Origin of the sequence: Methylobacterium sp. J-048, assembly GCF_022829515.1 — a bacterium.
Classification (GTDB): Bacteria; Pseudomonadota; Alphaproteobacteria; order Rhizobiales; family Beijerinckiaceae; genus Methylobacterium.
On sequence record NZ_JAKSYL010000089.1, the window covers coordinates 14,835 to 35,265 of the forward strand.

Consider the following 20,431-nt stretch of genomic DNA (forward strand, 5'->3'; position numbering starts at 1 on the left):
AGCGCCACCGCCGCTCGGCTCCGTCCCGATCTGGCACCAGCTGAAGCCGAGCCTTCAGCGCTCTGACGGGGCTTGCGCGGGCGGTCGCCAGCTCATCCCGTGATCGGGGCGGGCCTCGGCGCGAGAGACCGCTGGCCCGCGGGCATCGAGTTGGGCGAGCCCACCGATCAGAGCCAGCATTCCAAGCCCCGTCGCGACTGTGAATAGGATCACGGTGGCCTGGCCCGCGTATTGGCCCGCCCGGGTGATTGCGATGCCGCCCAGCGTGAACACCGCGGCGACGCTGGCCGCTGTAGCGAGGGCAATAAGCATCGGGCACCTCCTGCGCAGCCCCGGCCGCCGTGTCGGGCAGCGGCCAGGGCTAATACAGGCCGTCGTCAGCCGGTGCCGCGACACTGCCCGCGATCACCAAGAGCGGGTGAGCAGCTGCAGCCTTCCCTACCTCGGTGTAAACGCTCGTCTGCTTCTGCAGGGCGGCGCTGTTGTCGTTCGCGGCGCGGGCACTGGCCGCGTAGGCATCCGTCGCCCGTGTCTGAGCCTGTGCGACCCGATCGGTCTGCGCCTGCCATGCAGCTGCAGCACGCGCGTTGGCATCCATGGCAGCCGACTGGCTGTCGATCTTTGCCTGCAACTTGGCGTGCGCGTTCGTCGCCTGATCCGCCGCGGACGATGATCGCTGCATCGCGCTGGTATAGCGCTGGGCCCCTGATTCAGCGCCGCTGCTATCTACGATGAGCTGAGTGACGACCGTTGCCATCAGTTACGCTCCGCGTTTGCGAATGCCGGGCGGCCCAGGGCTGTTTCACCGCAGATTTTTTTTCGGATCGCGTCTCGGAAAAAGGTTTCCCATGCGGTTGCCGCTCCCTCGATTGGACTCCTTAATCGAGACCCCCTATCCCTTCCGGCATTCGGGCAATTGGCGATGGCTTCACGCGGCATGGGCGTGCTCCACAGCGCCGATGTTCCTGAGGCGATGGATTGGGGGCGCCATCACGGCGAGCGCCGCGTAGACCTCGCGGATTCGGGCCTCGTACCGATCTAACTCAGTGGCCAGACCGACGAGGCGGGCGCGATGATCTGCTGGCAGCGCGTGCCAATGCCGATTGATGCTTGCCCGCGAGACCCCGAACTGCTCGGCGACGCGACGTAGGCTGATGCCACGGGCACAGGCGAATTCGATCTCGACGCATGCCGGGTGTCTGGCGATGCTCGGCTTGCGTCCAGGCTTCACACGGGTGGCAGTGTCAGGCGACATGCGGGCGGGCTCCACCGGTTGATCCGGATCGAGGGGCCCGCGGCCAACCCTATCTCGGGTGGCCCTATGGCATGTCGCGACCTCGGCTTAGGCCGATGGCGACACGAGAACGTATCGTGAAACCGTGTCTCGAATCAAGCGGCGTCTTTCGGGCTCGAAGGCCACGAGTCCAGCAGGTCTGAACCGGCCCACAGTTCGACACGGTGGGCGTGGCCATCATCTCGCGTCCGGCACAGATCGATCGCCGAAGCGAAGCGGGTACGCGCGGCGATGTCGGTCTCCACATCCTCCGCCAGGACCTGCTGGCCGTCGCGGTAGGTGAACACGCAGAACGGCGGGCTCTTCATGTCGCTGACTTCCATGATCGATCTCGCGCTGCCTTTGAACATCGGCAACGCCGTTCACGAGGATCCAGGTCAGCCCAGGCTGAAAGGACGCGGCCGCACGGGTCGCAAGCCTGTCGTGCTGTCTCCGGATCCGCTCGTTCCTGATCGCGTATTCAGCTGTCCCACTGCATAGTGCTCGCGCCGGCGATCGAGACCGAGATGGCATCGTAGCAGCGGGCACTGACAGGAAGCTCGATGACCTCATCCGCTGGCGCTGTCTCGACACCAGCTGCCGCTGAGCATCCCGTCCGACCGGCATTGCTCCTGGGTGCGCTCGGTGTGGTCTTCGGAGACATCGGCACGAGCCCGATCTACGCCTTCCGGGAGTCGCTCAAGGCCGCCGGCGAAACCGCCACCGAGGCGACCGTGTTCGGCGTCCTCTCGATGGTGTTCTGGGCCGTCATCCTGATCGTCGCCCTCAAGTACGTCGTCTTCGTCATGCGGGCCGACAATCAGGGTGAGGGCGGCACCATGGCGCTCTTATCGCTGGCGTTGCCGGTCGCCGGGAGGCTGCGGCCCATCCTCGCCGTCATTGGGTTGGCTGGCGCATCGCTGTTCTTCGGTGACGCGATGATCACCCCGGCGATCTCGGTCCTCAGCGCGATCGAGGGCCTCCAGCTCGTGACCCCAGTCGTCACGCCCTACGTCGTGCCCATCGCCGCAGTCGTCCTGATCGGGCTATTCGCGATTCAGAGCCGAGGCAGCGGAAGCGTCGGCTTTCTGTTTGGCCCGGTGATGGCCGCCTGGTTTCTCACCTTGGCCCTGTTCGGGCTGTACCACCTATTGCAGCAGCCACGTGTGTTGCTCGCCTTCGATCCCCGATACGCGCTGGCCTACGTCGGACATGCGGGGGCGGGAGTTACCTTCGCGGTTCTCGGGTCGGTCTTCTTGGCGCTCACCGGCGGTGAGGCGCTCTATGCCGACATGGGCCATTTCGGCCGCGCCGCCATCCGGATCAACTGGTTCGCCTTCGTGCTGCCCGCCCTCCTGCTCAACTACCTCGGACAGGGCGCCCTCGTGCTCAGCGATCCCGCCGCGGCAGCCAATCCGTTCTTCCTGCTGTTTCCGAGCTGGTCACTCGCTCCGTTCGTCGGCCTCACGACATTGGCCACAGTGATCGCCAGCCAGGCGGTGCTGTCGGGTGCCTTCGCCCTAGTGCAGCAGGCCATTCAACTCGGCGCCATTCCTCGGCTCGACATACGGCAGACCTCCGAGGAATCGATCGGCCAAGTGTACGTGCCGCAGCTGAATTGGCTGCTGGCTGCGGTGGTGCTCGGTCTCGTCTTCGGTTTCCGCTCGTCGGATGCCCTCGCCAACGCCTACGGCATCGCGGTCGCGGGCGACATGATGGTGACCACGCTCCTCGTCACCACCGTCGCCTACGGCCTATGGCGATGGCCGCCCTACCTGGTCTTCCCGGTCGCCGGTCTGTTCCTGGTGCTCGACCTGACCTTCGTTGGAGCCAACATCCATAAGATCCCGGCAGGGGGCTGGTTTCCGCTCCTTGTCGGGAGCGTTGCGCTGACGCTGATGCTCACGTGGCGAAAGGGCCGGTCTGTCGCCTTCGACCGTCGCGATAAGAATGCCGCCACGATGACGGACTTCATCGCCAGCCTCGATCGGCCGGACGCGCCGCTCCGAATGCGTGGCACCGCCATCTACCTCACCAAGCAGACCGAGATCGTCCCCGCGGCGCTTGCGCTGAACGTTCGGCACAATGGGGTGGTGCACGAGCGCGTGGTGATGCTGAAGGTGACGACGGAACGGGCTCCCCGGGTCCCAGAGACGGAGCGCATCAAGGTCGAGCCGTTACCGTCCGGCTTCAGCTTGGTCTGGCTGACCTTCGGGTTCGCCGAGAAACCCGATGTCATGGCGGCGCTGCGGCTGCATCGGAATGAGGTCGGGGTCGATCCAGACACCGCCTCGTTCTTCATCGGGCGGGAGAAGCCAGTCCCGTCGCTGCGCCCAGAGCTGAGCTCATGGGAGGAGCCGCTCTACGCCTTCATGGCCCGCAATGCTGTGCGTTCGCCGGACTACTACCGGATCCCGCCCCCTCGGGTCGTCGAACTCGGGACCCAGGTCGAGATGTAGGCGCTTGAGATACCAGGCCCAGCTGTCCCAAAGGGGGGCACCCGAAGCTATATGCCACGGTGGCGTTATTGATCGAGTGGGCCTGCCAATCGCTGAACTTCCTGCAAGGCCTCAATCACATCGCCGAGGCGGGCCAGCGGTATCCTGATCCCCTTTGGCGTCTCACGCATTGGCCCGTGGCCAGTGGTGGTGGCCACGCGCAGATCGCAACCGAGGTTGCCGCCCTTCTCGCGCAGGCTCACCCTGATGCTCTCGCGAGCGCTCTTTGGAATTTCGCCGACGATCCGGTCCGGCATGGATGGGGCTCCTCCGGTTACGGCCGTGTCACCGCGGCGTAGCTGGTCAGGACGTTCCGCCGGTCCTTGGCGGCCAGGGCGTCGATCTCGCTGAGCACATCGGACAGGCGGCCCATCGTGCGGTGCTGCTCGGCGGCCCGGATGGAGCCCTGAAGATTGAGACCGCGGGGGCCCAGCAACAGGTGGGCGATGGCTCGTAGGATGCGCAGACGAGCCACGCGCTCCCCTGGTTCGAGGTCGGGCGCGAACGGCCCCCAACTATCGGCCAACCGGATCACCGGACGCGCCATCCCTCTCCCTGGGAAATGATCCGACGACGGATGGCCAGCGACCGTCGTCATCATACGGCTCCCCCATGTTGGGCCTGAGCGAGGGCGGCATTGGCGAGGAAGGCGCACGAGACCGGGTCGGCCAGCGCCTGAGCCAAGGCACGCCGCTGGACATCGGTGAGGCCGCCCGGTGCGACCTCCATGTCATCCCGATTGAGCAAGACGCCGTACCGGTGTGCGAGGGCTCGCACTTTCCTCAGCGATCGCTCCGCACGAGACAGAGCAGCTTTTCGGCCTGCGCTTAAGTCCGGCCCATAGGCGTAGACGCTCACGCCGCAGCGAACGGTCGAGCCGAGAAACACGTTCTGATGCCAAAGTTCGAGACGCATCACGCATCACTCCTATCGATAGGCGTCGTATATCATAACGACGGTATCGATAGATAGCACCCACGAGCGGGCGAGCAGCGTCTACTGATTGATGCCGGGTCGGTCACCGGAACTCTCGGCCCTGGTCGAGCCGGGCACCATCGCGCACACGAGCTTCACTGCCGCTGACCTCGCCGACCGATGAACATACTCATGCAGCCGATCGCTCGGAAGCTCCGCGCTAAGTCCAACGCCGAGGGCGCGAAGAGCTATCTGTTCGACGACAGAGCGAAATGCGCCATGGATGAAGTGCGATCAGGCCGCCAAGCGCAGGGTTTCCCTGGCGGTCGACCGGACTACTGCGAGAGCTACCGCTCGGGGCGCTAACAGGTCGAGTTGCGAGCAGTGCAGAGCACCCACGTTCATCTCTTTGGCCATCGCGCTCGCAGCGCCGCTGAAACGGCCGTTCGTGATCACGTACGCGGCCGAGCAGCCAATTCGGTTCGCAGCCGCCGCGACCTCCCCAACCGGGAGGCATTCAAGGTCACGATCCGCCCACACCAAGTGCACGACGACGCGCTTCCGATCGCGGATGAGAACGAAGTGCTCTCCGTCCTGATAATCGAGCCGCCAGCCAATGGACCGAATGCATCGCAGCATGAGCTTCTCGTAGCTTGCAGGCGAGAAGCTCATCCGATCGGCGAAAGTCCACGAGGCGACCTCATCCCTAAGGATGGGGGCGAACGTTGCGTTGAGGGTTCGCTTAAAGCTGTTCAGGCGATAGATCAGGCGGACTGGCCGGGAGACGTGGGCTTTATGAAGCTGCCGGACCTCATGGTCCCAGCGAGACTCGAACTCAGCTCTGCTTCTGGCGTGCCGCTCCATCCAGCGCTTCTCGATGACAAGGCGTTCGGCGTATGGACCCAGTTTGTCACGACACCGCGTCGCGGCGCGAGCGTGCAGGTGCAAATAGGCGAGCAGCAGTAAGACTGCTGTCACCCAGAGGGTGAGACACGTCGCAAACATGGCGGCGAGACTTTGCAAATTCGGCAGGTTTGCCACTTATCAGCCGCACACCTTAAGTAAAAATTACTGAGTGAATTTGGTTTCGGCAAAGCCATTTAAGTTGTCTGAAATGGTAAATCTACAATTGAGCGTGTTCCGGCATCGGCTAAGCATCATTCAATTAACTACGTTCGCGGCGCCGTAGCGGTGGCCCTGATTGGAGGCTGTCTGACAAGCCCTTTCATGTAGCCGCTCGTCCCCGGCCGACGCGCTCGAAACGCGAGGCTGCATGCAGCGCCAACATCACCAAGGCACGGTCTGGCCCGTGTAGTTGAGGAACTCGCAGCCGCGCTGCCCGAGCTGGGCTACCAGCACACGGGTCACGATCATCGTCGGCAAGCTGGGTTGGCAAGGCACATTCGCAGCCAGCGGCGAGTTACTCACCGATTTTCGGTGGGAACCTCAGCCGGTCGCCATTAAAAAATCAAGTGCGTTGATTAGTATTTGATCTCAGATGTCACCCCAGGCTCAGATTGGCGGATCCCTGTCCTCAAGCGCCTGATGATAATAATTTTTGACTACGGTGAAGCGTGCAGATGAAATTACTAGTACTTATTCTGTTCTTGTATCGAATTATCTATTGATGAGAATAAAGATCTGCGTTCGAAATGTATCGGCCTGTGTGGTTTCGTTTGACGCGCGACGGATGTCTGAAGATCAAGTCAGGACTGATGCGCTGCCGCCCATCAAGGCATAGCGCTGTGCGATGGCCGCATCGTAGAGCGCCTGCTCGTCCTGCTTATGTTTGATCGAGAATCGGATGAGGGCGGCTCCGCACGCGCACGCGATCGCGGCACAGCCGAGGATAAGAAAGCAGAGCTGCACGTCGCCGGTACCGCGAAGCAGAAAACCTGCCGCGACGCCACCGATGTTGCCGCCAGCACCGATAATGCCGGCAACTCCACCGAGGACCTTCCGATCTATGAATGGCACGAGCGCATAGAGCGAGCCACAGGCCATGTGCGTGAATAGGCCGAACACGAGCATGGCCGTAATGGCCAAGCTTACGGCAATGGCCTGAGAAAAGGCTACAAGGAAGACACCTTCGCCCATCATCAGGCCAAACAGCAGCCATGTGCGACCGTCGAGTCCCTTGGTGCGGGCGACACGATCGGACAACAGGCCGCCAAGCGCACGCGCGAACAGTGCGAGCAGTCCGAACGCGCCGACCGCGTACCCGGCATCGATCACTGAGAGATGGTAGTGGTCGTAGTAGTACGTGACCGCGATGCTGTGCACGAACAACTCGACGCCGAACGAGGCTCCGTAACAGGCCGCGAGTAGCCAGACTCGATAGTTCTGTGCGGCGGTTTTCATCACCTCCCAGCCGCCCTTTTTGCCGCTATCGACCGAAACCCCTTGGCGGCGCAGTTCCGGGATGTTGCCCTCTGGAGTGTCCTGTGTGAACCGCCAGTACAGACCTGCCATGACAAGCATGAGCACACCAGGTACGATCATTGAGTAGCGCCAACCGGTACCTGTGCTGACACCCGCGGCCACGATCGCGCCGAGGACGAGCGGCATCACGCTTTGCGTAAATCCTCCGCCGGCATTGCCCCAACCGCCGACGGTTGCGTTGGCGGTCCCAACGACGTTTGGCGCAAACATTACCGAGGTATGGTACTGGGTGACCACGAAGCTCGCACCGATGATGCCGATGAGAAGGCGGAAAATCAGGAACGAGCTGTAGTCCCACGCGAACGCGACACCAAAGACCGGCAGCGAGCCCAGTGCTAAAAGGATCGTATACGTGAGCCGTGGCCCGTACTTGTCGCACATTGGCCCGATGATCGTTCGAGCCAAGATGGTAGCGAACACGCCGGCGATGGTGATGTTGTAGATCTGCCCGCTGGTAAGTTTGAGGTCTGCGCCAATGATCGGCATTAGCGGGGCGGTCGCAAACCAAGCGAAGAAGCAGACGAAGAAGGCCATCCAGGTCAAGTGAAAGGCCCGCATTTGCGGAGTCCTAAAATTGAAGAGCTCGATGCGGATCGCTTTCTGCGAGACCATGGCAGAGGCTCCTTGATTGTTTGGAAAGAAGTCGCCGATTTTACTCCGCCGCCTCGGCCTGGACAGGCTCCGGCCGCACCCAGATCTGGCCGTCGACGACCCAAGCTGGATAGGTGACGAGACCGAGATGCTCGTGGCTCGTGCCGCAACCGGATTTTAGGTCGAAAGTTCGGTCGTGCAGTGGGCACATCAGCGTGGTCCCGCCCAGGAGACCGTCTGCCAGCGGCCCCTGGCGATGCGGGCAGAGAGCCTGTGTCGCGTAGACTTGTTCTTCTGCTGTGTGGAATACGGCGATCTCCAGCTCGCCGACGCGGAAGGTGCGCCCCTCACCGGTCGGGATTTGCTCGACCGCGCCGAGCAGCACTTCGCCGGCCGCCATCACGCTTCCTCCTTTGCTGGGATCACCGAAGTGAACTGGTTGGCAGTCTTCGGGGCGACCGCCTCGAGCCAGGGATCGACACAGGCAGCGATCGAGGCCTCCATGGCCGCGTCGAGATCGGCGCAGATCCCCTCGCTGTCTTCCACCACCACGGCGCGGACCCGCTCTAGGCCGACTCGCTCCATGAAGGTGTAGGTCCGCTCCTTCCACTTCGCATTTTCGCGGTAGAACTGCATGAAGCGGCTGCCGATCAGCATCGCCTCAGTCTCGTCCTTGGCGGTGGTGAGCAGGTCGCCCTTGCGGATATGGGCGCCGGCAGCCCCCCCGACGTAGATCTCCCACTTACCGTCGCCGATCGCGACGAAGCCGACATCCTTCACATAGGCTTCGGAGCAGTTACGCGGACATCCAGCGGTGGCAAGCTTGAGTTTAGCCGGGCTGTCGATGCCGCGGTAGCGCCGCTCGATGCGCTGGGCGAAGCCCATGGAATCGCCCAGCCCGAACCGGCAGAAATCGGTGCCGATGCAGCTCTTGCAGGTGCGGTAGCTCTTGCCCCAGGCATAGCCCGCTTTGAAGCCCAGGTCGCTCCAGATCTTGGGCAGATCATCCTTTTTGAGGCCGACGAGGTCGACGCGCTGCCCGCCGGTCAGCTTCACAAGCGGGACATTGTACTTCTGCGCCACCTGGCCGATGCGGACCAGCTCGTCGGGCGTGCAGACGCCGCCAGGCATCTCCGGGATCACCGAGAAGGTGCCATCCTTCTGGATGTTGGCGTGGACGCGGTCGTTGATGAAACGCGCGTCGCGCTCGTCGTCGTACTCGCCTTTCCATACGGTGATCAGCAATGAGGCGAGCGCCGGCTTAGCGCCGGCATCGACCTCGCCGTTCCCAAGTTCGCGGAACACCGAGGAGACCGACTTGAGGTCGCGGGCGACCACCTCTCTCATCAGTTCCGGTTTCCGCAGCGGGATAGTCGGCACGTAGTAGTGGACCGACGGGTCCTCCTCGACCTCACCGCCCAGGAGCCACGAAACAAGTTCGGTCACCTCACCCTTGCAGGCGCCGCAGCCCATGCCGGCGCGGGTCTGGGTCATCACCGCTTTGGAGCTATTAGCGCCAGCTATAACGCAGGCCGCGATGCCGGCCTTGGTTACGCCATTGCAGTTACAGACCTGAGTCTCCGCCGGCATCTCGTCATAGGTGACCTTCGCGGACGGTGTGCCGAGGTCGAACATCAACGACAGACGCTCGTCCGGCAGCGGTGCGTTCTGCGCGAAGGCCTGCATCAGGAACGGCGCCTTGGAAATGTCGCCCATCAGGATGCCGCCGACCAACCGGCCGTCGCGTACGATCAGTTTCTTGTACGTGCCGCGCTTCGGCTCGGTGAACTGCACGACCTCGTCGTTGTCGTCCGTCGGATCGGTGATGCCCATCGATGCGAGTTCGACACCCATCACCTTCAGCTTCGTGGCGAGTTTCGAGCCGTGATAGGCCGCGTTTACGTTGGTCCGGGTGACATGCTCGGCGAAGACTTTCGCCTGTTCGTAAAGCGGTGCGACCAAGCCGTAGAGCCGGCCACGGTGCTGCGCGCATTCCCCGACCACATAGATATCGCGGTCGTCCACCGACTGCATGTGGTCGTTGACGACGATGGCGCGTTCGACCGTCAGCCCCGAGAACTGGCCGATCTCCGAGTTAGGGCGGATCCCGGCCGCGACGATGACGAGGTCGCACGGCAGCTCCGTGCCGTCCTTGAAGCGCAGCCCCTCGACCTTGTTGGTGCCCATTACCTCAGTGGTCTGCTTTGCGGTATGAACCTGGATGTTCATACCCTCGATGGTCTTCTTCAGGAGCCCACCCGCGGCCACATCGAGCTGCATCTCCATGAGATGGCCGGCGAGGTGCACTACGTGCGACTTGCAGCCCAGCACAGTCATGCTGCGCGCGGCTTCAAGGCCCAGAAGGCCGCCGCCAATCGTGACCGCGACTTTGCTGCTTCGGGCGTAGTCGACGATTTGTTGGCAATCCGCGACGGTGCGGTAGCCGAAGACACCGGGCATGAGGCTACCGTCCTCCATCCGTACGCCCTGCATGGGCGGAATGAAGGCGCGGCTGCCGGTGGCGATCATCAGCTTGTCGTAGCGTTCCCGCACGCCCGTGTTCGCGATGACGACCTTGGCGGCGCGATCGATCTTCTCGACGCGGTGGCCGGCATGGAGCGTGATGCCGTTCTCGGCGTACCAAGACAGCGGGTTCATGGTGATCCCGTCGGTATCCTGAGTCCCGTTCAAGATTTCGGAAAGCAGGATGCGGTTGTAGTTGCCGTAGGGCTCGTCGCCGAACATGACGATGTCGAACATCTCGGCGCCGCCCCGGGCCAACACCTCCTCCACGGCACGGGCGCCGGCCATGCCGTTTCCGACGACCACGAGTCTCTGCTTGCTCATAAAGGCTCTCTTGCTCGGTTCTTCGCGCGATCGGACCGTTCAGATCTCCAGAAGGCCGACGTCGACCACGACTTGGCCGGTGGCTCCCTCGGGGGCGGAGAAGTGGACCTCGACCTGCGTGTCCGGCGGCAGATCTTCGACGATCGTCAGCGGCACGTTCATGCCGGCCTTAGCGCCGATCGGTAGGTAACGGGCGGCCTTCCCGGCGATGACCAGCGAGAGGCAGACCAGTTCGGGTCCTGAATTGCCTGCGCGAAGATAGACAAACTGCGCCCGCTTGGTACTTGGAACCGTGTAGATTAATGTCGATGCTAGAAGGGCCGACTGGTCAAGTCCGACCCCGGAATATTCAAATACGCCCTGAAGAAACTTTGGGATAGATTCCATGATCTCGATCCTCGGTAAAGTTCCGGGGCCGCGGCCCCGCCTCGTCCTTGTGATGGAGAGGGCGTCAGACTACAAAGCGGGGGCAGCGTGTCGGCAGCCGCGAACGCGGGAAGCGCATTGAAGGAGCGCATCCGCAGGCGTTTCACCAATGACGTTTGGGATCTGCTTCGTTTGAGGGCAGCCTAGAGGTGCCCGATGGGATACGTATCTTGATATCGGCCACGCGACGCTCGCCACATCTGCTTGTCTGGAATTGTTTGGGGCTCCTCCCTACTGGTCGCGCGGGATCCCAACACCCGAACCATCCCCGGACCGGGAAGTGAACAAGACGACCACAAACTGCAGGAACCTGGCCAGAACCTGACCGATCGAACCACCTGATTGGCGCCGTTCTAAAGTGCAACGTTAGCCCATACTATCTGCAAGTCGAGCAACAATTTTAGGCTTAGTGCTCATTGCGCATCATATCTGATCAATACGACCGCAGAAGCGAAATGAAAGCACTTGAGCTCTTCATAAGGGTCTGCCCGTATGTTGCCAATTTGTATCCGCAAACATTTGCGCTTGATTGGCAATAATCTGACAAGCCTCAACTCGGCTACGGCAGCGTTGATCGAGGTCGAGCGCGACTTGGCACCAAATAATAGTGACTGACTATTCTCAGGCGGCTTTCGGTTTGATCGTGTTCACGCTCGCCGCATTGTCACTGATCCGTCGCCGGGGTCGATTGCCTCGACACGTGGGCCGAAGATCCCAACCTCCGCCATAACCGCAAGATATCGGTTGCATGCTTGGGCCAGGGTATCGCTTTCCGCCAACGGTAAAACGGGCAGCAATTCGCGAATCAGGCCAGCAACGACTATCTCGCGCTCGCCCACCTGAAACGATCTCCGATTCGGTGGGCTCTCGAAGGCCGAGGCAACGTTCTCAGCGATGATCCGCGCGGCCTGTTCAAGGCCATGGCCTATCATGGTTTACCTCCCCACGATGACGTGCTCGGCCGGAACAGAAGCATGGCAGACTACACCACCTTCTCGGTGATCTGCTGCGGCGTGGGTTTCGTCTCTTGGAAGGAAGGCCTGCGTTCCATGCGATCGCTGTAGGCGGCAAGGCTTGGGTATTGCTCACGCCATGCGTAATCCGGCCAGCGAACGGTGAGATACCCGACGACCGTCCCGGCCGCGATGTCCCCGAGCCCGAAGCTGTCGCCGACCGCGTAATCACGGTCGCCGATCAGGCGGGCGATCTCGCGCATTCCGCCATCCACCTTTCGGCGCTGTCGGGCGATCCATTCCGGACTCTGCCGCCCCTGCTCGCGCATTTGCTCGAAGAACATGAGCACGAACGCGTCGCAGGTGCCGTCGCATAACACCTCGAACTTGCGTGCCAGGAGCCGGCCGTCGATATCCGCCGGAACGAGCGGCGGCGTCGGGTACTTCGCCTCGATCCACTCCATGATGTAGTGCGACTCGTAGACGGCGCTGCCATCCTCAAGGATGAGGACCGGCAGCTTCTCGAGCGGATTATACTGCGGTGTCACGGACGTGCCGTGCCAGGGCACTTCGGTCTCCAGGTCGAAAGGGATGCCCTTCTCGGCGAGCGCGATCCGCACCTTGCGGGCATACGGGCTCGGTGTCGCGCTGATCAGCTTCATCGTGCTGCAATCCTAAGCTGGTTCATTCCGCGGGCACCGAGACGGGCGTCGCTATCCGGCCGATCGAGGCGCTGCGCTGGTGATCGATCCTCGCCTGCGGGCTCCTGTCCATGACGGACACGACGTAGCAGACGAGGAACGCGAGCGGCATGGTCACGATCGTCGGTGGATCGATTGGAAAAATCGGTGTCGCGTAGCCCAGCACGCCGACCCAGACCGGCCGGCCTAGGATGGTGAACAAGAGCGCGGTTCCGAGCCCGACGCATCCCCCGGTCACGGCGCCGCGCGTGGTGAGCCCTGGCCAGTATAGGACCAAGATCAGGAGTGGCAGTGTCGACGAGCAGGCGATGGAGAACGCCAAGCTCACCATGTAGGCGACGTTCTGGTTCTGGAACGCGATGCCGAGCCCGATCGCGACGATCCCTAGGACCACGGTCGCGTAGCGTGAGACGCGGACCTCGGACGCATCGCTCGCGCCGGCGCGTCGGAACACGCTGGCGTAGAGGTCGTGCGACACCGCGGTCGCCCCAGCGAGCGTCAAACCCGCCACGACTGCGAGGATGGTCGCAAAAGCGACGGCCGAGATAAACCCGAGCATCAGGTCGCCGCCGACCGCGTGCGAGAGGTGGATCGCCGCCATGTTCCCGCCGCCGATCAGGCCACCTGCGGCGTTCACGTAGGCGGGGTTCTTGGCGACCAGGGCGAGCGCTCCGAAGCCGATGATGAACACGAGCGCGAAGAAGTAATTCATCCACACAGACGCCCAGAATACGGATACCCGGGCGGCGCGGGCGTCGGGCACCGTGAAGAACCGCATCAGGATGTGGGGAAGGCCCGCGGTCCCGAACATCAGCGCGAGACCGAGCGATATCGCCGAGATGGGATCACGGGACAAGAATTGCGGTGTCAGGATTGACTCGCCGCGGGGGTGACGAGAGACCGCTTGCCGAAGCAGGGCGCCGTAATCGAAGCCGAAGTGGGCCATTACGAGCAGCGCGATCACGGTCCCGCCGATGATGAACAGCACCGCTTTCGTGATCTGCACCCAGGTCGTCGCGACCATGCCGCCGAACAGGACGTAGCAGATCATCAGAATTCCGACGATGAACTGCGCGTAAATGTAATCGAGGCCGAGAAGAAGACGGATGAGCTGCCCGCCTCCCACCATCTGAGCGATGAGGTAGAATGCGATCACGACCAAGGACGCCGAGGCCGCGAAGATGCGGACCGGCTTCTCCTGAAGGCGCGTACAGGCGACGTCCGTGAAGGTGAAGCGGCCGAGCGTGCGGAGCCGCTCCGCCATCAGGAAGACCACGATTGGCAGCCCCGTTGTGTATCCGACCGCATAGAAGAGGCCGTCGAAGCCGTTACCGTAGACGAGGCCGGCAAGCCCGAGGAAGGCGCCTGCCGAGATAAAATCGCCGGCGATCGCGAGTCCGTTCTGGAAGCCCGTGATCCGTCCTCCGGCCGTGTAGAAATCGGAAGCCGATTGCGTCCGTTTTGCCGCTCTGTAGGTGATGTACAGCGTGCCAATAACGACGGTGGTGAAGAGCGCAATCGCCGTCAGGTTGAGGCCACCGCCGGCGCCCCCCGTCTGCGCGAGCGCCGGTGCTGGTGCGAGGAGAGCGAGACCGATCAGCGTACGGCGCGCCGCTGAAACACTCATCAGATGACCTCGCGGTTCGCGATGAGCACGTAGATCCCGGTCAGCACGACGCCGAGCGCAATGACGAAGAGACCGTACGCGAAAGCGACGGTCACCGTACCGCCATCGACAAGGGGCTTGGCCAGGACGGCGGGCGCGAAGGCGCCGAGCCCGACGAAGCCGAAGTAGAAGACGATCAGGATCGCCGTGAGGGCGAAGCCGAGCCGGGGGCGCCCAATTCTGACGCCTGCCTGGAGGGGTGAAGAGATCTGCTCAGCCATAAATGTTTTCCGGACGCGTACCGGAAGGATGAGCAACTCGGATGCCAAATCAGCCACCGCTGCGAGGAAGGCTTACCGTTTGAGCGGGCGTGGCGGGACACGGTCCCTGCCGATGGATGAGCGTCCGCATTATCCAACGCTCGAGATGGACCGTGAAGAGGCTGCCGCCGACGAGCGTGCAGGCCAACCACGCGGTGAGCGATCCAACGAACGGACTCACCGACGATAGCGCCTGGCGGCTAGTCCGCCCCTTCCAGCGAGTTGGCCGGGCGCGCGAGGTACACTTCACGGCCGCGGAGGTGATGCGCCTGTTGGATGCCTGCGAGGATATGAGCTTCCGAGACCTTCTGACGGCAGGGTTTCTGACAGGCGGGCGCTATGGCGAACTTGCCGCGTGTCAAGTTCGACACTTCGATGCTGAAGGCGAAACGCTGTACGTGCCGCACGGCAAGACAGGAGCCCGCATTGTCATATTGCAACCGGAGGCAGTAGCGTTTTTCTCACGGCTGGTGGATGGGCGCGTTAAGGACGCGCCGCTACTACCGCGCGCCAATGGAGGTGCCTGGGGCGCAAGTCACCAAGTGCGGCCGATGAAGCGGGTGCTGCTCAGCGCCAAGCTGGACCCATCGGGTACGTTCTATGCACTGCGGCACTCCTACATCTCCCGCGCCATTGAGGTGGTCGTACCGCTCAACGTGGTGGCGGAGAATTGTGGGACGAGCGTCCGGATGATCGAAAAGACTTACGCTAAAGTTCTGGCCGCAAAGCAGCGAGAATTCATCGCGAACGGCGCGCCGCGTCTGTTCGGGCCATAATATTTCAGCGGCATCACAAATCACTAAGACTCCGCCGATCGGCAATCAAACGCACATGTCGTTGTGGTCCAGTTGATTTAGGCAATATCTCTAGATACATTGCTCGTTACAGCAATAAATTAGAACTTATCATTGATTGACGACGGGAACAACTCGCGGATTATTTAGACAACGGCATAGATTTGCGGATTCACTGGTGGCTAGAGAATTGCCTTTCACTGGCAATCATCGGCACCAGCTGCCCTATAGCGACACAAGCCGAGGCATCATGCTACAGACGATGGACGAAAATTTGCCGCCAATCTAGCTGTGTTGTACACGTTGACAGAACTCATTTGCGTCGCCAGATAACAAATCTAGAATTACTCCCAGAGACAATCTATTACACGAATACTATATATGATGCAGGTCATTCTCAATTATCAACGACTGGAGGAATGATGATCAAGCGTTATACCCCGAAGGAAAAACTGGAACTCAATCGGCTATTCTTAAATGATTTTCTCGCTGATCTGACGGTGGAGGAGATCGCGGAAAAACACGGTGTATCGAAAGCGTCAATATACCGTTGGAAAAGGGAGCAAAATCAAGATATCATACAGCTTGACGTATTTAAAAATTTTGATATCAATATTGATGACGCATTAGATATAATTCATAGGCACGACAGCGCCGACCGCTGGACTCTCAGAGATGCTCTATTCCGTATTGCAATTTGGATAAGATGGCCCACCGAGCCGCATATACAAAGGGCAATGTTGATAACATGCATTTGCAATTACCTAAGACAGCATTGCCCGTCCCCAAATCTACAAAAACTGGATAGAGATGAGCTTAAATTTCTGTACAAATACGTCGACCTGGATTTTCTCGGCTCAATTGCGACGCCGAATGCCCCATATTTCGATTTCTTCAACATCCAGTCACATGGCAAGGCTCGATATTCTGATCTCGATTTTTTTGGAGCCATCACGAAATATATGCTTTCACCGCTAGCGATGCGCGGATCATCAAATAAATATGTTCAACTCGCCGAAGTGCATTATCTAATTCAAAGCGAAATTTTTGGCCCTACTTGGGTGATGTCTAAACGGACATTCGAAGATATTTGGGCAAAACGGGCAGCGACATTTCCGTTTTTATTTGTCGAAAGGCACAACAAACCCGAATACAAAGTTGATTGGAACTTTGAGCCTCAATCGCCTGAATTTCATCAAGAATTTGACGATATTTTTGAGAATGTGGTGCACGTTAAGCGCTATTTAGCGCATTGCCGTTGGGCGACCGAGACGCTTCGCTCCCGACTTCACCCTCGAGCTCTAAAGCACATCCGGTTTCCGAATTTTCCTGATGGGCTCGCGTCGATCGCACTGCCAACGGAGCCCTTTGATGCCGCCGAGACGGCAAAACTGAAAAGGATCGGTGCGAATTTTTTCAAGGCAAAATCAGGTACTTAGCTTGGCATCCTTCCGCGGAAAGCTCTCGCGTCCAAGTATGTGCGGAGAAGCCTCATCATGTCCTTCATCGAACCAACAGTGGTTCGAGAGATACGGTGAGCACATGAAACGTAAAAATAGATCATCTGAAGTGGAAAATCAGCAGATCTTCCCAAAAACGGGCTTAGTAAGACTTCGACAGATCCTGGCACCAATAGGGCCTATCCCTGTCAGCCGCTCGGCCTTCTGGGCGGGTGTGAAAGTCGGGATCTATCCGGCCCCGATAAAATTGTCACGACGAGTCACCTGCTGGCGTGCCGCGGAAATTCAAAATCTCTTCGACGGCAAACCTGATGTCTGAAGCATCATAATCAGGCAATCATCCCACCTGCCGAAGCTCTTGTGAGCTTCGGCAGTTTTCAAAAAATTCGGAATCCCAAAAATTGCCGCCAGACGCGGCGAAGGAGGACTCATGTCAAAAACGCGCGGGAAATCCAAAATTGGTCAGAATTGGAACAACGAATCGGAATTCTTCGATGAGATTAGACCCATGATCGATGAAAGTCCGATCAAAGCTGTCAACCTACTTCGTGGGTTTCATCGCAAATCGCTGAAGGGACATCACAAGCGCGTGAAATACACTATTGCGCATGCTTACGCTTGCGCCATAAAACTAAAAAAAAGCAAAAGGCTTATCAAAAAGTTCTACAACCAAGACTTCTTTCTTAAACGAAAATACAAATTAGATGAGTCGAGTCTGCTTCGGATGACTATGTGCTATATATTCGGAAGCCTCGAAGGAAGCAACTACGGGCAGGCACTGAGCTACGAACGTGCGATCCGACCGTTTTTCATGCGTCAAGCAAGCCAAGCCGAGGTCACAGAAGCTCTTTCAGAAAAGAGTCTAGATGAACTTGAACAGGAAGCTAGAGCCGAAAGACAAGGACATGAGAATACCGAACCAGATCATTCTGCCGCCAATCAAGGAGACTACAGTTGTACAAATAAAGGTGATTCAATATATAATGATGAAGAAAAAGATGACGATGAGGAACAATCCGCAAAATCATCAGCGTCTGATCCCGCATCTCAAAATAATGAAACGCGAGGCAACAATGCCTCCAAGCGTGAAATTAAATTGAGTGATCTACGATTAGTATCGACGGATCAGATATCGCTTCGCGTATTCAATGATCCTGCCTACAAACGCGGCTCAATTGACTACGAGTGCGAGGAGACTTCCTCAGGCTTCGTTCGTATCATCGTAACTGAAGTACACCCCAAGCCGTAAAAGCTGGCCGGCTAGTGATGAACACTCGTCCCTCACTAGCCGGACATGGCTTAGATATCAGGACAAAACAAGATTTGAAAAGGCAAACTGTCCGGCAGAATGCTTTGAGATCTACACTATACACAAGCCTTATAGCACCTATCACCTCATTAAGGCAGGCAGCTCATGCTTGAATATGCCCATTTCCTATCACCTTCCCGCTCGTACAGGCCATCAAAGCAGGTTTTTGAAATTCGACCCCCCCGGCCATATGACCCCCGCTCGCCCCTACCCACCATCGTCGATATGGAAACCTTTGCCGAAGTTCACCTGCGGACCGACGACCGGATCAAGGACTACCTCGAATACCCGCGCAGGAACTACAAGCAGGTTGCCTGCTGGGATGCGTTTGACGAGCTTCAGCGGGCCAACGCACACGCCCTCTACGCCAACAATGCCTACTCCCGAATCGCCTTTGCTGAAATCGCCCTAAAGCACGTCGCTGCTGAGAAGGGCATCGTTTATGGTCCGCGCTGCTTCGTGACAATTACCCCAGCGCGTTTCGCCTTTCCCCTCCGAGATCGATTAGCGCCGGGGCGCGGGCTTCGATCCGACCTTCGGTGCATGAGCGAGGCCGCGCACTGTAAGATCCACCACTTGCAGCAAGTGGCCCGACAAGCGTTCGGTAACCTGCCCTTCATCGGCATGGTCGAGGTCGCGCTCTTCCCGAATTGGTCGTCATCTGGCTGGGCCGTGTTCGACTCAGTGTCTTGGCACTGCCACCTCCTCGCCTGGGGGGCTACACAGGACGAACTTAACGGGATCCTCCAGCCGCTTCGTGAGCGGCATGCCAGCATCAAGGACGGGGTTACCTCGGTGCACGTTCAGGAGGTGCCCGACGACGACCTCATGCGCCAGTTCGTCTACGCTCTGAAGGGCCCGCAGAAGGTCTACCGCACCGCCTTCCTGCGGGCTGTCTCGAGGGAATCTGAGTTGACCGGTTTCGACACCCGGGCTTGGCGGATCAAGAAGGATTGGCTGCGCACCGGTGATCGAGTTCGCCTGCTCGACGTGATGGCCGGCCGCACCCTCGATGGTCTGCTGTTCGGCAACCGCGAGGGCACCGCCCTCGCGCGGGCGATCCGGGATGAAGCGCTGAAGCCGTTTCGGGCTTGGGAACAGCGGCAACCTTAAGTATCGGGGCTGAAGGGCTACAGGGGCAATGTCGCTGTCCTCACCGGCGACGCGTTTGCCATCGATAGGTCCGAGATCCGTATCCGATTGGCGAGGGACAGGACGAGTCGTTTCACGTTGCCCCTTGCCTTGCCCTCGTCACCAAGGGAACTGCTCCATTCGGTGAAACTCGGCCTTTAGAACGAACTGCCGTTCGCCGCGACTACGAGCGACGCGTGGTTTCATTCGATGATGATGACTTAGAAATCAAACCCATCACGCAAACTTGATCAAGTCGTACCCGGATAGTAGCGGTCAAATATGGACGTTACTGGACAAATAACGATATTTTCTGAGGTTTGACACTAACAAAATACGGTCGCTTGTATTGACCTCCATTATCTGGAGGCATCTTATGACCGACTTCAAAACGTATTTATCTCGCCACGAATCATTCGAAATCTGCCGGCGAGCAGCCAATCGCACCATAGAGCGCTTGGCAAAAAACAGGGGCCGAGCGGCTCAAGGGATCCTTGAGCGTCTGAAAAGCTGCCGAAAGGGCAGCCGATGCTTTTCTGGGGTTTGCCCTGTATGCGCACTACGATATCGGCTGCGACTCCTTCCGCAAGCAGAGCATATCCTTGGGGAAAATGATCCATGGGTCCAATTGTGGTGGACTCCGCCCAGTGCGTTAGTAGCGAAAGGCCTGCTCGTCGATTTTGATCTTGGAAAGCTGCTCGATCATCAAAAACAAGTTTTGCGCGAAGCGATACCAGGTACCGTCGCAATCGGTGGTATCGACGTCTCCCTCGGCATCCGGGATAGAATAGCTGCACTATGGCGTATTTCAAGCTGTGTGCTTATTTCCGGCCCGATCACTCAAGATAATTTCGACCGTATCACCGATATATACAAACCCGGCAGCTCTTTTTGTCAATCTTTCGGTATCAATCCAGTGCTACATAAGCCTCATATGCTGTCTTACGATTTTAAGCATCGCATCTTTGCTCGAAGTTACGACCACGATATGCCATCCAATAAGCGACCGAAATTCAATGTCCTACATCCTTCTTTCGCCGACGAAGCAGATCTATTCCAAGAACGATGGCCATTATGGGACCGATTGCTCCTTCACAACGTGAGCGCTGGCAAGGTTCCTCACCGGCCTATGTTGCGTCGGCTCATCTAAGCGGTCCGTACTGCC

21 protein-coding genes are annotated in these 20,431 nt (G+C 59.4%); 6 read left to right on the plus strand and 15 right to left on the minus strand.

Annotated features, from left to right (window positions below; all coding sequences use genetic code 11):
• Window positions 1-54 precede the first annotated feature (54 nt).
• From MKL09_RS06405 to MKL09_RS06420, 4 genes are all read right to left on the minus strand, one after another.
• Window positions 55-312, minus strand: a complete 258-nt coding sequence (locus MKL09_RS06405) for a hypothetical protein (RefSeq protein WP_244018988.1) — start codon at window positions 310-312, stop codon at window positions 55-57.
• 49 nt (window positions 313-361) lie between these two features.
• Window positions 362-757, minus strand: a complete 396-nt coding sequence (locus MKL09_RS06410) for a hypothetical protein (RefSeq protein WP_244018989.1) — start codon at window positions 755-757, stop codon at window positions 362-364.
• Window positions 758-928: 171 nt separating this feature from the next.
• Window positions 929-1,255 (minus strand): helix-turn-helix domain-containing protein, encoded by a 327-nt coding sequence (locus MKL09_RS06415; RefSeq protein ID WP_244018990.1) that lies wholly within the window; start codon window positions 1,253-1,255, stop codon window positions 929-931.
• Window positions 1,256-1,389: 134 nt separating this feature from the next.
• A complete protein-coding gene (locus MKL09_RS06420; protein ID WP_244018992.1) occupies window positions 1,390-1,617 on the minus strand; it encodes a hypothetical protein in 228 nt (75 codons plus the stop codon).
• Between the two features lie 219 nt (window positions 1,618-1,836).
• On the opposite strand from MKL09_RS06420, the gene MKL09_RS06425 reads away from it, so the two are divergent.
• Window positions 1,837-3,732, plus strand: coding sequence for a potassium transporter Kup (locus MKL09_RS06425; RefSeq protein ID WP_279605707.1), 1,896 nt, complete (start codon window positions 1,837-1,839; stop codon window positions 3,730-3,732).
• A gap of 65 nt (window positions 3,733-3,797) precedes the next feature.
• Here the strand turns inward: MKL09_RS06425 and MKL09_RS06430 are convergent, their stop codons facing one another.
• From MKL09_RS06430 to MKL09_RS06475, 11 genes are all read right to left on the minus strand, one after another.
• Complete coding sequence (locus tag MKL09_RS06430; RefSeq protein ID WP_244018996.1) at window positions 3,798-4,028, minus strand: hypothetical protein; 231 nt, start codon at window positions 4,026-4,028, stop codon at window positions 3,798-3,800.
• Between the two features lie 17 nt (window positions 4,029-4,045).
• A complete protein-coding gene (locus MKL09_RS06435; protein ID WP_244018997.1) occupies window positions 4,046-4,318 on the minus strand; it encodes a hypothetical protein in 273 nt (90 codons plus the stop codon).
• 50 nt (window positions 4,319-4,368) lie between these two features.
• Window positions 4,369-4,500: a hypothetical protein gene (locus MKL09_RS31930; RefSeq protein WP_279605708.1), complete on the minus strand. Its 132-nt coding sequence runs from the start codon at window positions 4,498-4,500 to the stop codon at window positions 4,369-4,371.
• Between the two features lie 480 nt (window positions 4,501-4,980).
• Window positions 4,981-5,727, minus strand: coding sequence for a hypothetical protein (locus MKL09_RS06440; RefSeq protein WP_244018998.1), 747 nt, complete (start codon window positions 5,725-5,727; stop codon window positions 4,981-4,983).
• A 660-nt stretch (window positions 5,728-6,387) separates the two neighbouring features.
• Window positions 6,388-7,740 (minus strand): MFS transporter, encoded by a 1,353-nt coding sequence (locus MKL09_RS06445; RefSeq protein WP_244018999.1) that lies wholly within the window; start codon window positions 7,738-7,740, stop codon window positions 6,388-6,390.
• A 40-nt stretch (window positions 7,741-7,780) separates the two neighbouring features.
• Entirely contained in the window at window positions 7,781-8,119 is a 339-nt protein-coding gene (locus MKL09_RS06450) for a Rieske (2Fe-2S) protein (RefSeq protein ID WP_243948472.1), read from the minus strand.
• Window positions 8,119-10,566, minus strand: a complete 2,448-nt coding sequence (nirB, locus tag MKL09_RS06455; RefSeq protein WP_244019000.1) for a nitrite reductase large subunit NirB — start codon at window positions 10,564-10,566, stop codon at window positions 8,119-8,121. Before nirB ends, MKL09_RS06450 begins: the two co-directional genes overlap by 1 nt.
• Before the next feature lie 39 nt (window positions 10,567-10,605).
• Complete coding sequence (locus MKL09_RS06460; protein WP_244019001.1) at window positions 10,606-10,953, minus strand: molybdopterin oxidoreductase; 348 nt, start codon at window positions 10,951-10,953, stop codon at window positions 10,606-10,608.
• 1,021 nt (window positions 10,954-11,974) lie between these two features.
• Window positions 11,975-12,607 carry a glutathione S-transferase family protein gene (locus MKL09_RS06465; RefSeq protein WP_244019002.1) on the minus strand — a complete coding sequence of 211 codons (633 nt, stop codon included), beginning with the start codon at window positions 12,605-12,607 and terminating at the stop codon, window positions 11,975-11,977.
• A 22-nt stretch (window positions 12,608-12,629) separates the two neighbouring features.
• Entirely contained in the window at window positions 12,630-14,273 is a 1,644-nt protein-coding gene (gene actP, locus MKL09_RS06470; protein WP_244019003.1) for a cation/acetate symporter ActP, read from the minus strand.
• Window positions 14,273-14,533, minus strand: a complete 261-nt coding sequence (locus MKL09_RS06475) for a DUF485 domain-containing protein (RefSeq protein WP_244019004.1) — start codon at window positions 14,531-14,533, stop codon at window positions 14,273-14,275. Before MKL09_RS06475 ends, actP begins: the two co-directional genes overlap by 1 nt.
• A 152-nt stretch (window positions 14,534-14,685) precedes the next feature.
• Here MKL09_RS06475 and MKL09_RS06480 point away from each other — a divergent pair, with 152 nt between their 5' ends.
• From MKL09_RS06480 to MKL09_RS06500, 5 genes are all read left to right on the plus strand, one after another.
• A complete protein-coding gene (locus MKL09_RS06480) occupies window positions 14,686-15,348 on the plus strand; it encodes a tyrosine-type recombinase/integrase (protein ID WP_244019005.1) in 663 nt (220 codons plus the stop codon).
• A 437-nt stretch (window positions 15,349-15,785) separates the two neighbouring features.
• Complete coding sequence (locus MKL09_RS06485; protein ID WP_244019007.1) at window positions 15,786-16,805, plus strand: transposase; 1,020 nt, start codon at window positions 15,786-15,788, stop codon at window positions 16,803-16,805.
• 451 nt (window positions 16,806-17,256) lie between these two features.
• Complete coding sequence (locus MKL09_RS06490) at window positions 17,257-18,075, plus strand: hypothetical protein (RefSeq protein ID WP_244019008.1); 819 nt, start codon at window positions 17,257-17,259, stop codon at window positions 18,073-18,075.
• 285 nt (window positions 18,076-18,360) lie between these two features.
• On the plus strand, window positions 18,361-19,248 hold the full coding sequence (locus tag MKL09_RS06495) for a hypothetical protein (protein ID WP_244019009.1): 888 nt from the start codon (window positions 18,361-18,363) through the stop codon (window positions 19,246-19,248).
• Between the two features lie 394 nt (window positions 19,249-19,642).
• Entirely contained in the window at window positions 19,643-20,416 is a 774-nt protein-coding gene (locus MKL09_RS06500; protein ID WP_244019010.1) for a hypothetical protein, read from the plus strand.
• Window positions 20,417-20,431 lie beyond the last annotated feature (15 nt).

Bases quoted from the DNA above. Each gene is read 5' to 3' on its own strand.
- MKL09_RS06435 (WP_244018997.1), bottom strand. From the start codon at position 4,318: ATGGCGCGTCCGGTGATCCGGTTGGCCGATAGTTGGGGGCCGTTCGCG.
- MKL09_RS06425 (WP_279605707.1), top strand. From the start codon at position 1,837: ATGACCTCATCCGCTGGCGCTGTCTCGACACCAGCTGCCGCTGAGCAT.
- MKL09_RS06450 (WP_243948472.1), bottom strand. From the start codon at position 8,119: ATGGCGGCCGGCGAAGTGCTGCTCGGCGCGGTCGAGCAAATCCCGACC.
- nirB (WP_244019000.1), bottom strand. From the start codon at position 10,566: ATGAGCAAGCAGAGACTCGTGGTCGTCGGAAACGGCATGGCCGGCGCC.
- MKL09_RS06415 (WP_244018990.1), bottom strand. From the start codon at position 1,255: ATGTCGCCTGACACTGCCACCCGTGTGAAGCCTGGACGCAAGCCGAGC.
- MKL09_RS06465 (WP_244019002.1), bottom strand. From the start codon at position 12,607: ATGAAGCTGATCAGCGCGACACCGAGCCCGTATGCCCGCAAGGTGCGG.
- MKL09_RS06405 (WP_244018988.1), bottom strand. From the start codon at position 312: ATGCTTATTGCCCTCGCTACAGCGGCCAGCGTCGCCGCGGTGTTCACG.
- MKL09_RS06460 (WP_244019001.1), bottom strand. From the start codon at position 10,953: ATGGAATCTATCCCAAAGTTTCTTCAGGGCGTATTTGAATATTCCGGG.
- MKL09_RS06420 (WP_244018992.1), bottom strand. From the start codon at position 1,617: ATGGAAGTCAGCGACATGAAGAGCCCGCCGTTCTGCGTGTTCACCTAC.
- MKL09_RS06490 (WP_244019008.1), top strand. From the start codon at position 17,257: ATGTCAAAAACGCGCGGGAAATCCAAAATTGGTCAGAATTGGAACAAC.
- MKL09_RS06410 (WP_244018989.1), bottom strand. From the start codon at position 757: ATGGCAACGGTCGTCACTCAGCTCATCGTAGATAGCAGCGGCGCTGAA.
- MKL09_RS31930 (WP_279605708.1), bottom strand. From the start codon at position 4,500: ATGGAGGTCGCACCGGGCGGCCTCACCGATGTCCAGCGGCGTGCCTTG.
- MKL09_RS06500 (WP_244019010.1), top strand. From the start codon at position 19,643: ATGACCGACTTCAAAACGTATTTATCTCGCCACGAATCATTCGAAATC.
- MKL09_RS06495 (WP_244019009.1), top strand. From the start codon at position 18,361: ATGGAAACCTTTGCCGAAGTTCACCTGCGGACCGACGACCGGATCAAG.
- MKL09_RS06430 (WP_244018996.1), bottom strand. From the start codon at position 4,028: ATGCCGGACCGGATCGTCGGCGAAATTCCAAAGAGCGCTCGCGAGAGC.
- MKL09_RS06475 (WP_244019004.1), bottom strand. From the start codon at position 14,533: ATGGCTGAGCAGATCTCTTCACCCCTCCAGGCAGGCGTCAGAATTGGG.
- MKL09_RS06485 (WP_244019007.1), top strand. From the start codon at position 15,786: ATGATGATCAAGCGTTATACCCCGAAGGAAAAACTGGAACTCAATCGG.
- actP (WP_244019003.1), bottom strand. From the start codon at position 14,273: ATGAGTGTTTCAGCGGCGCGCCGTACGCTGATCGGTCTCGCTCTCCTC.
- MKL09_RS06445 (WP_244018999.1), bottom strand. From the start codon at position 7,740: ATGGTCTCGCAGAAAGCGATCCGCATCGAGCTCTTCAATTTTAGGACT.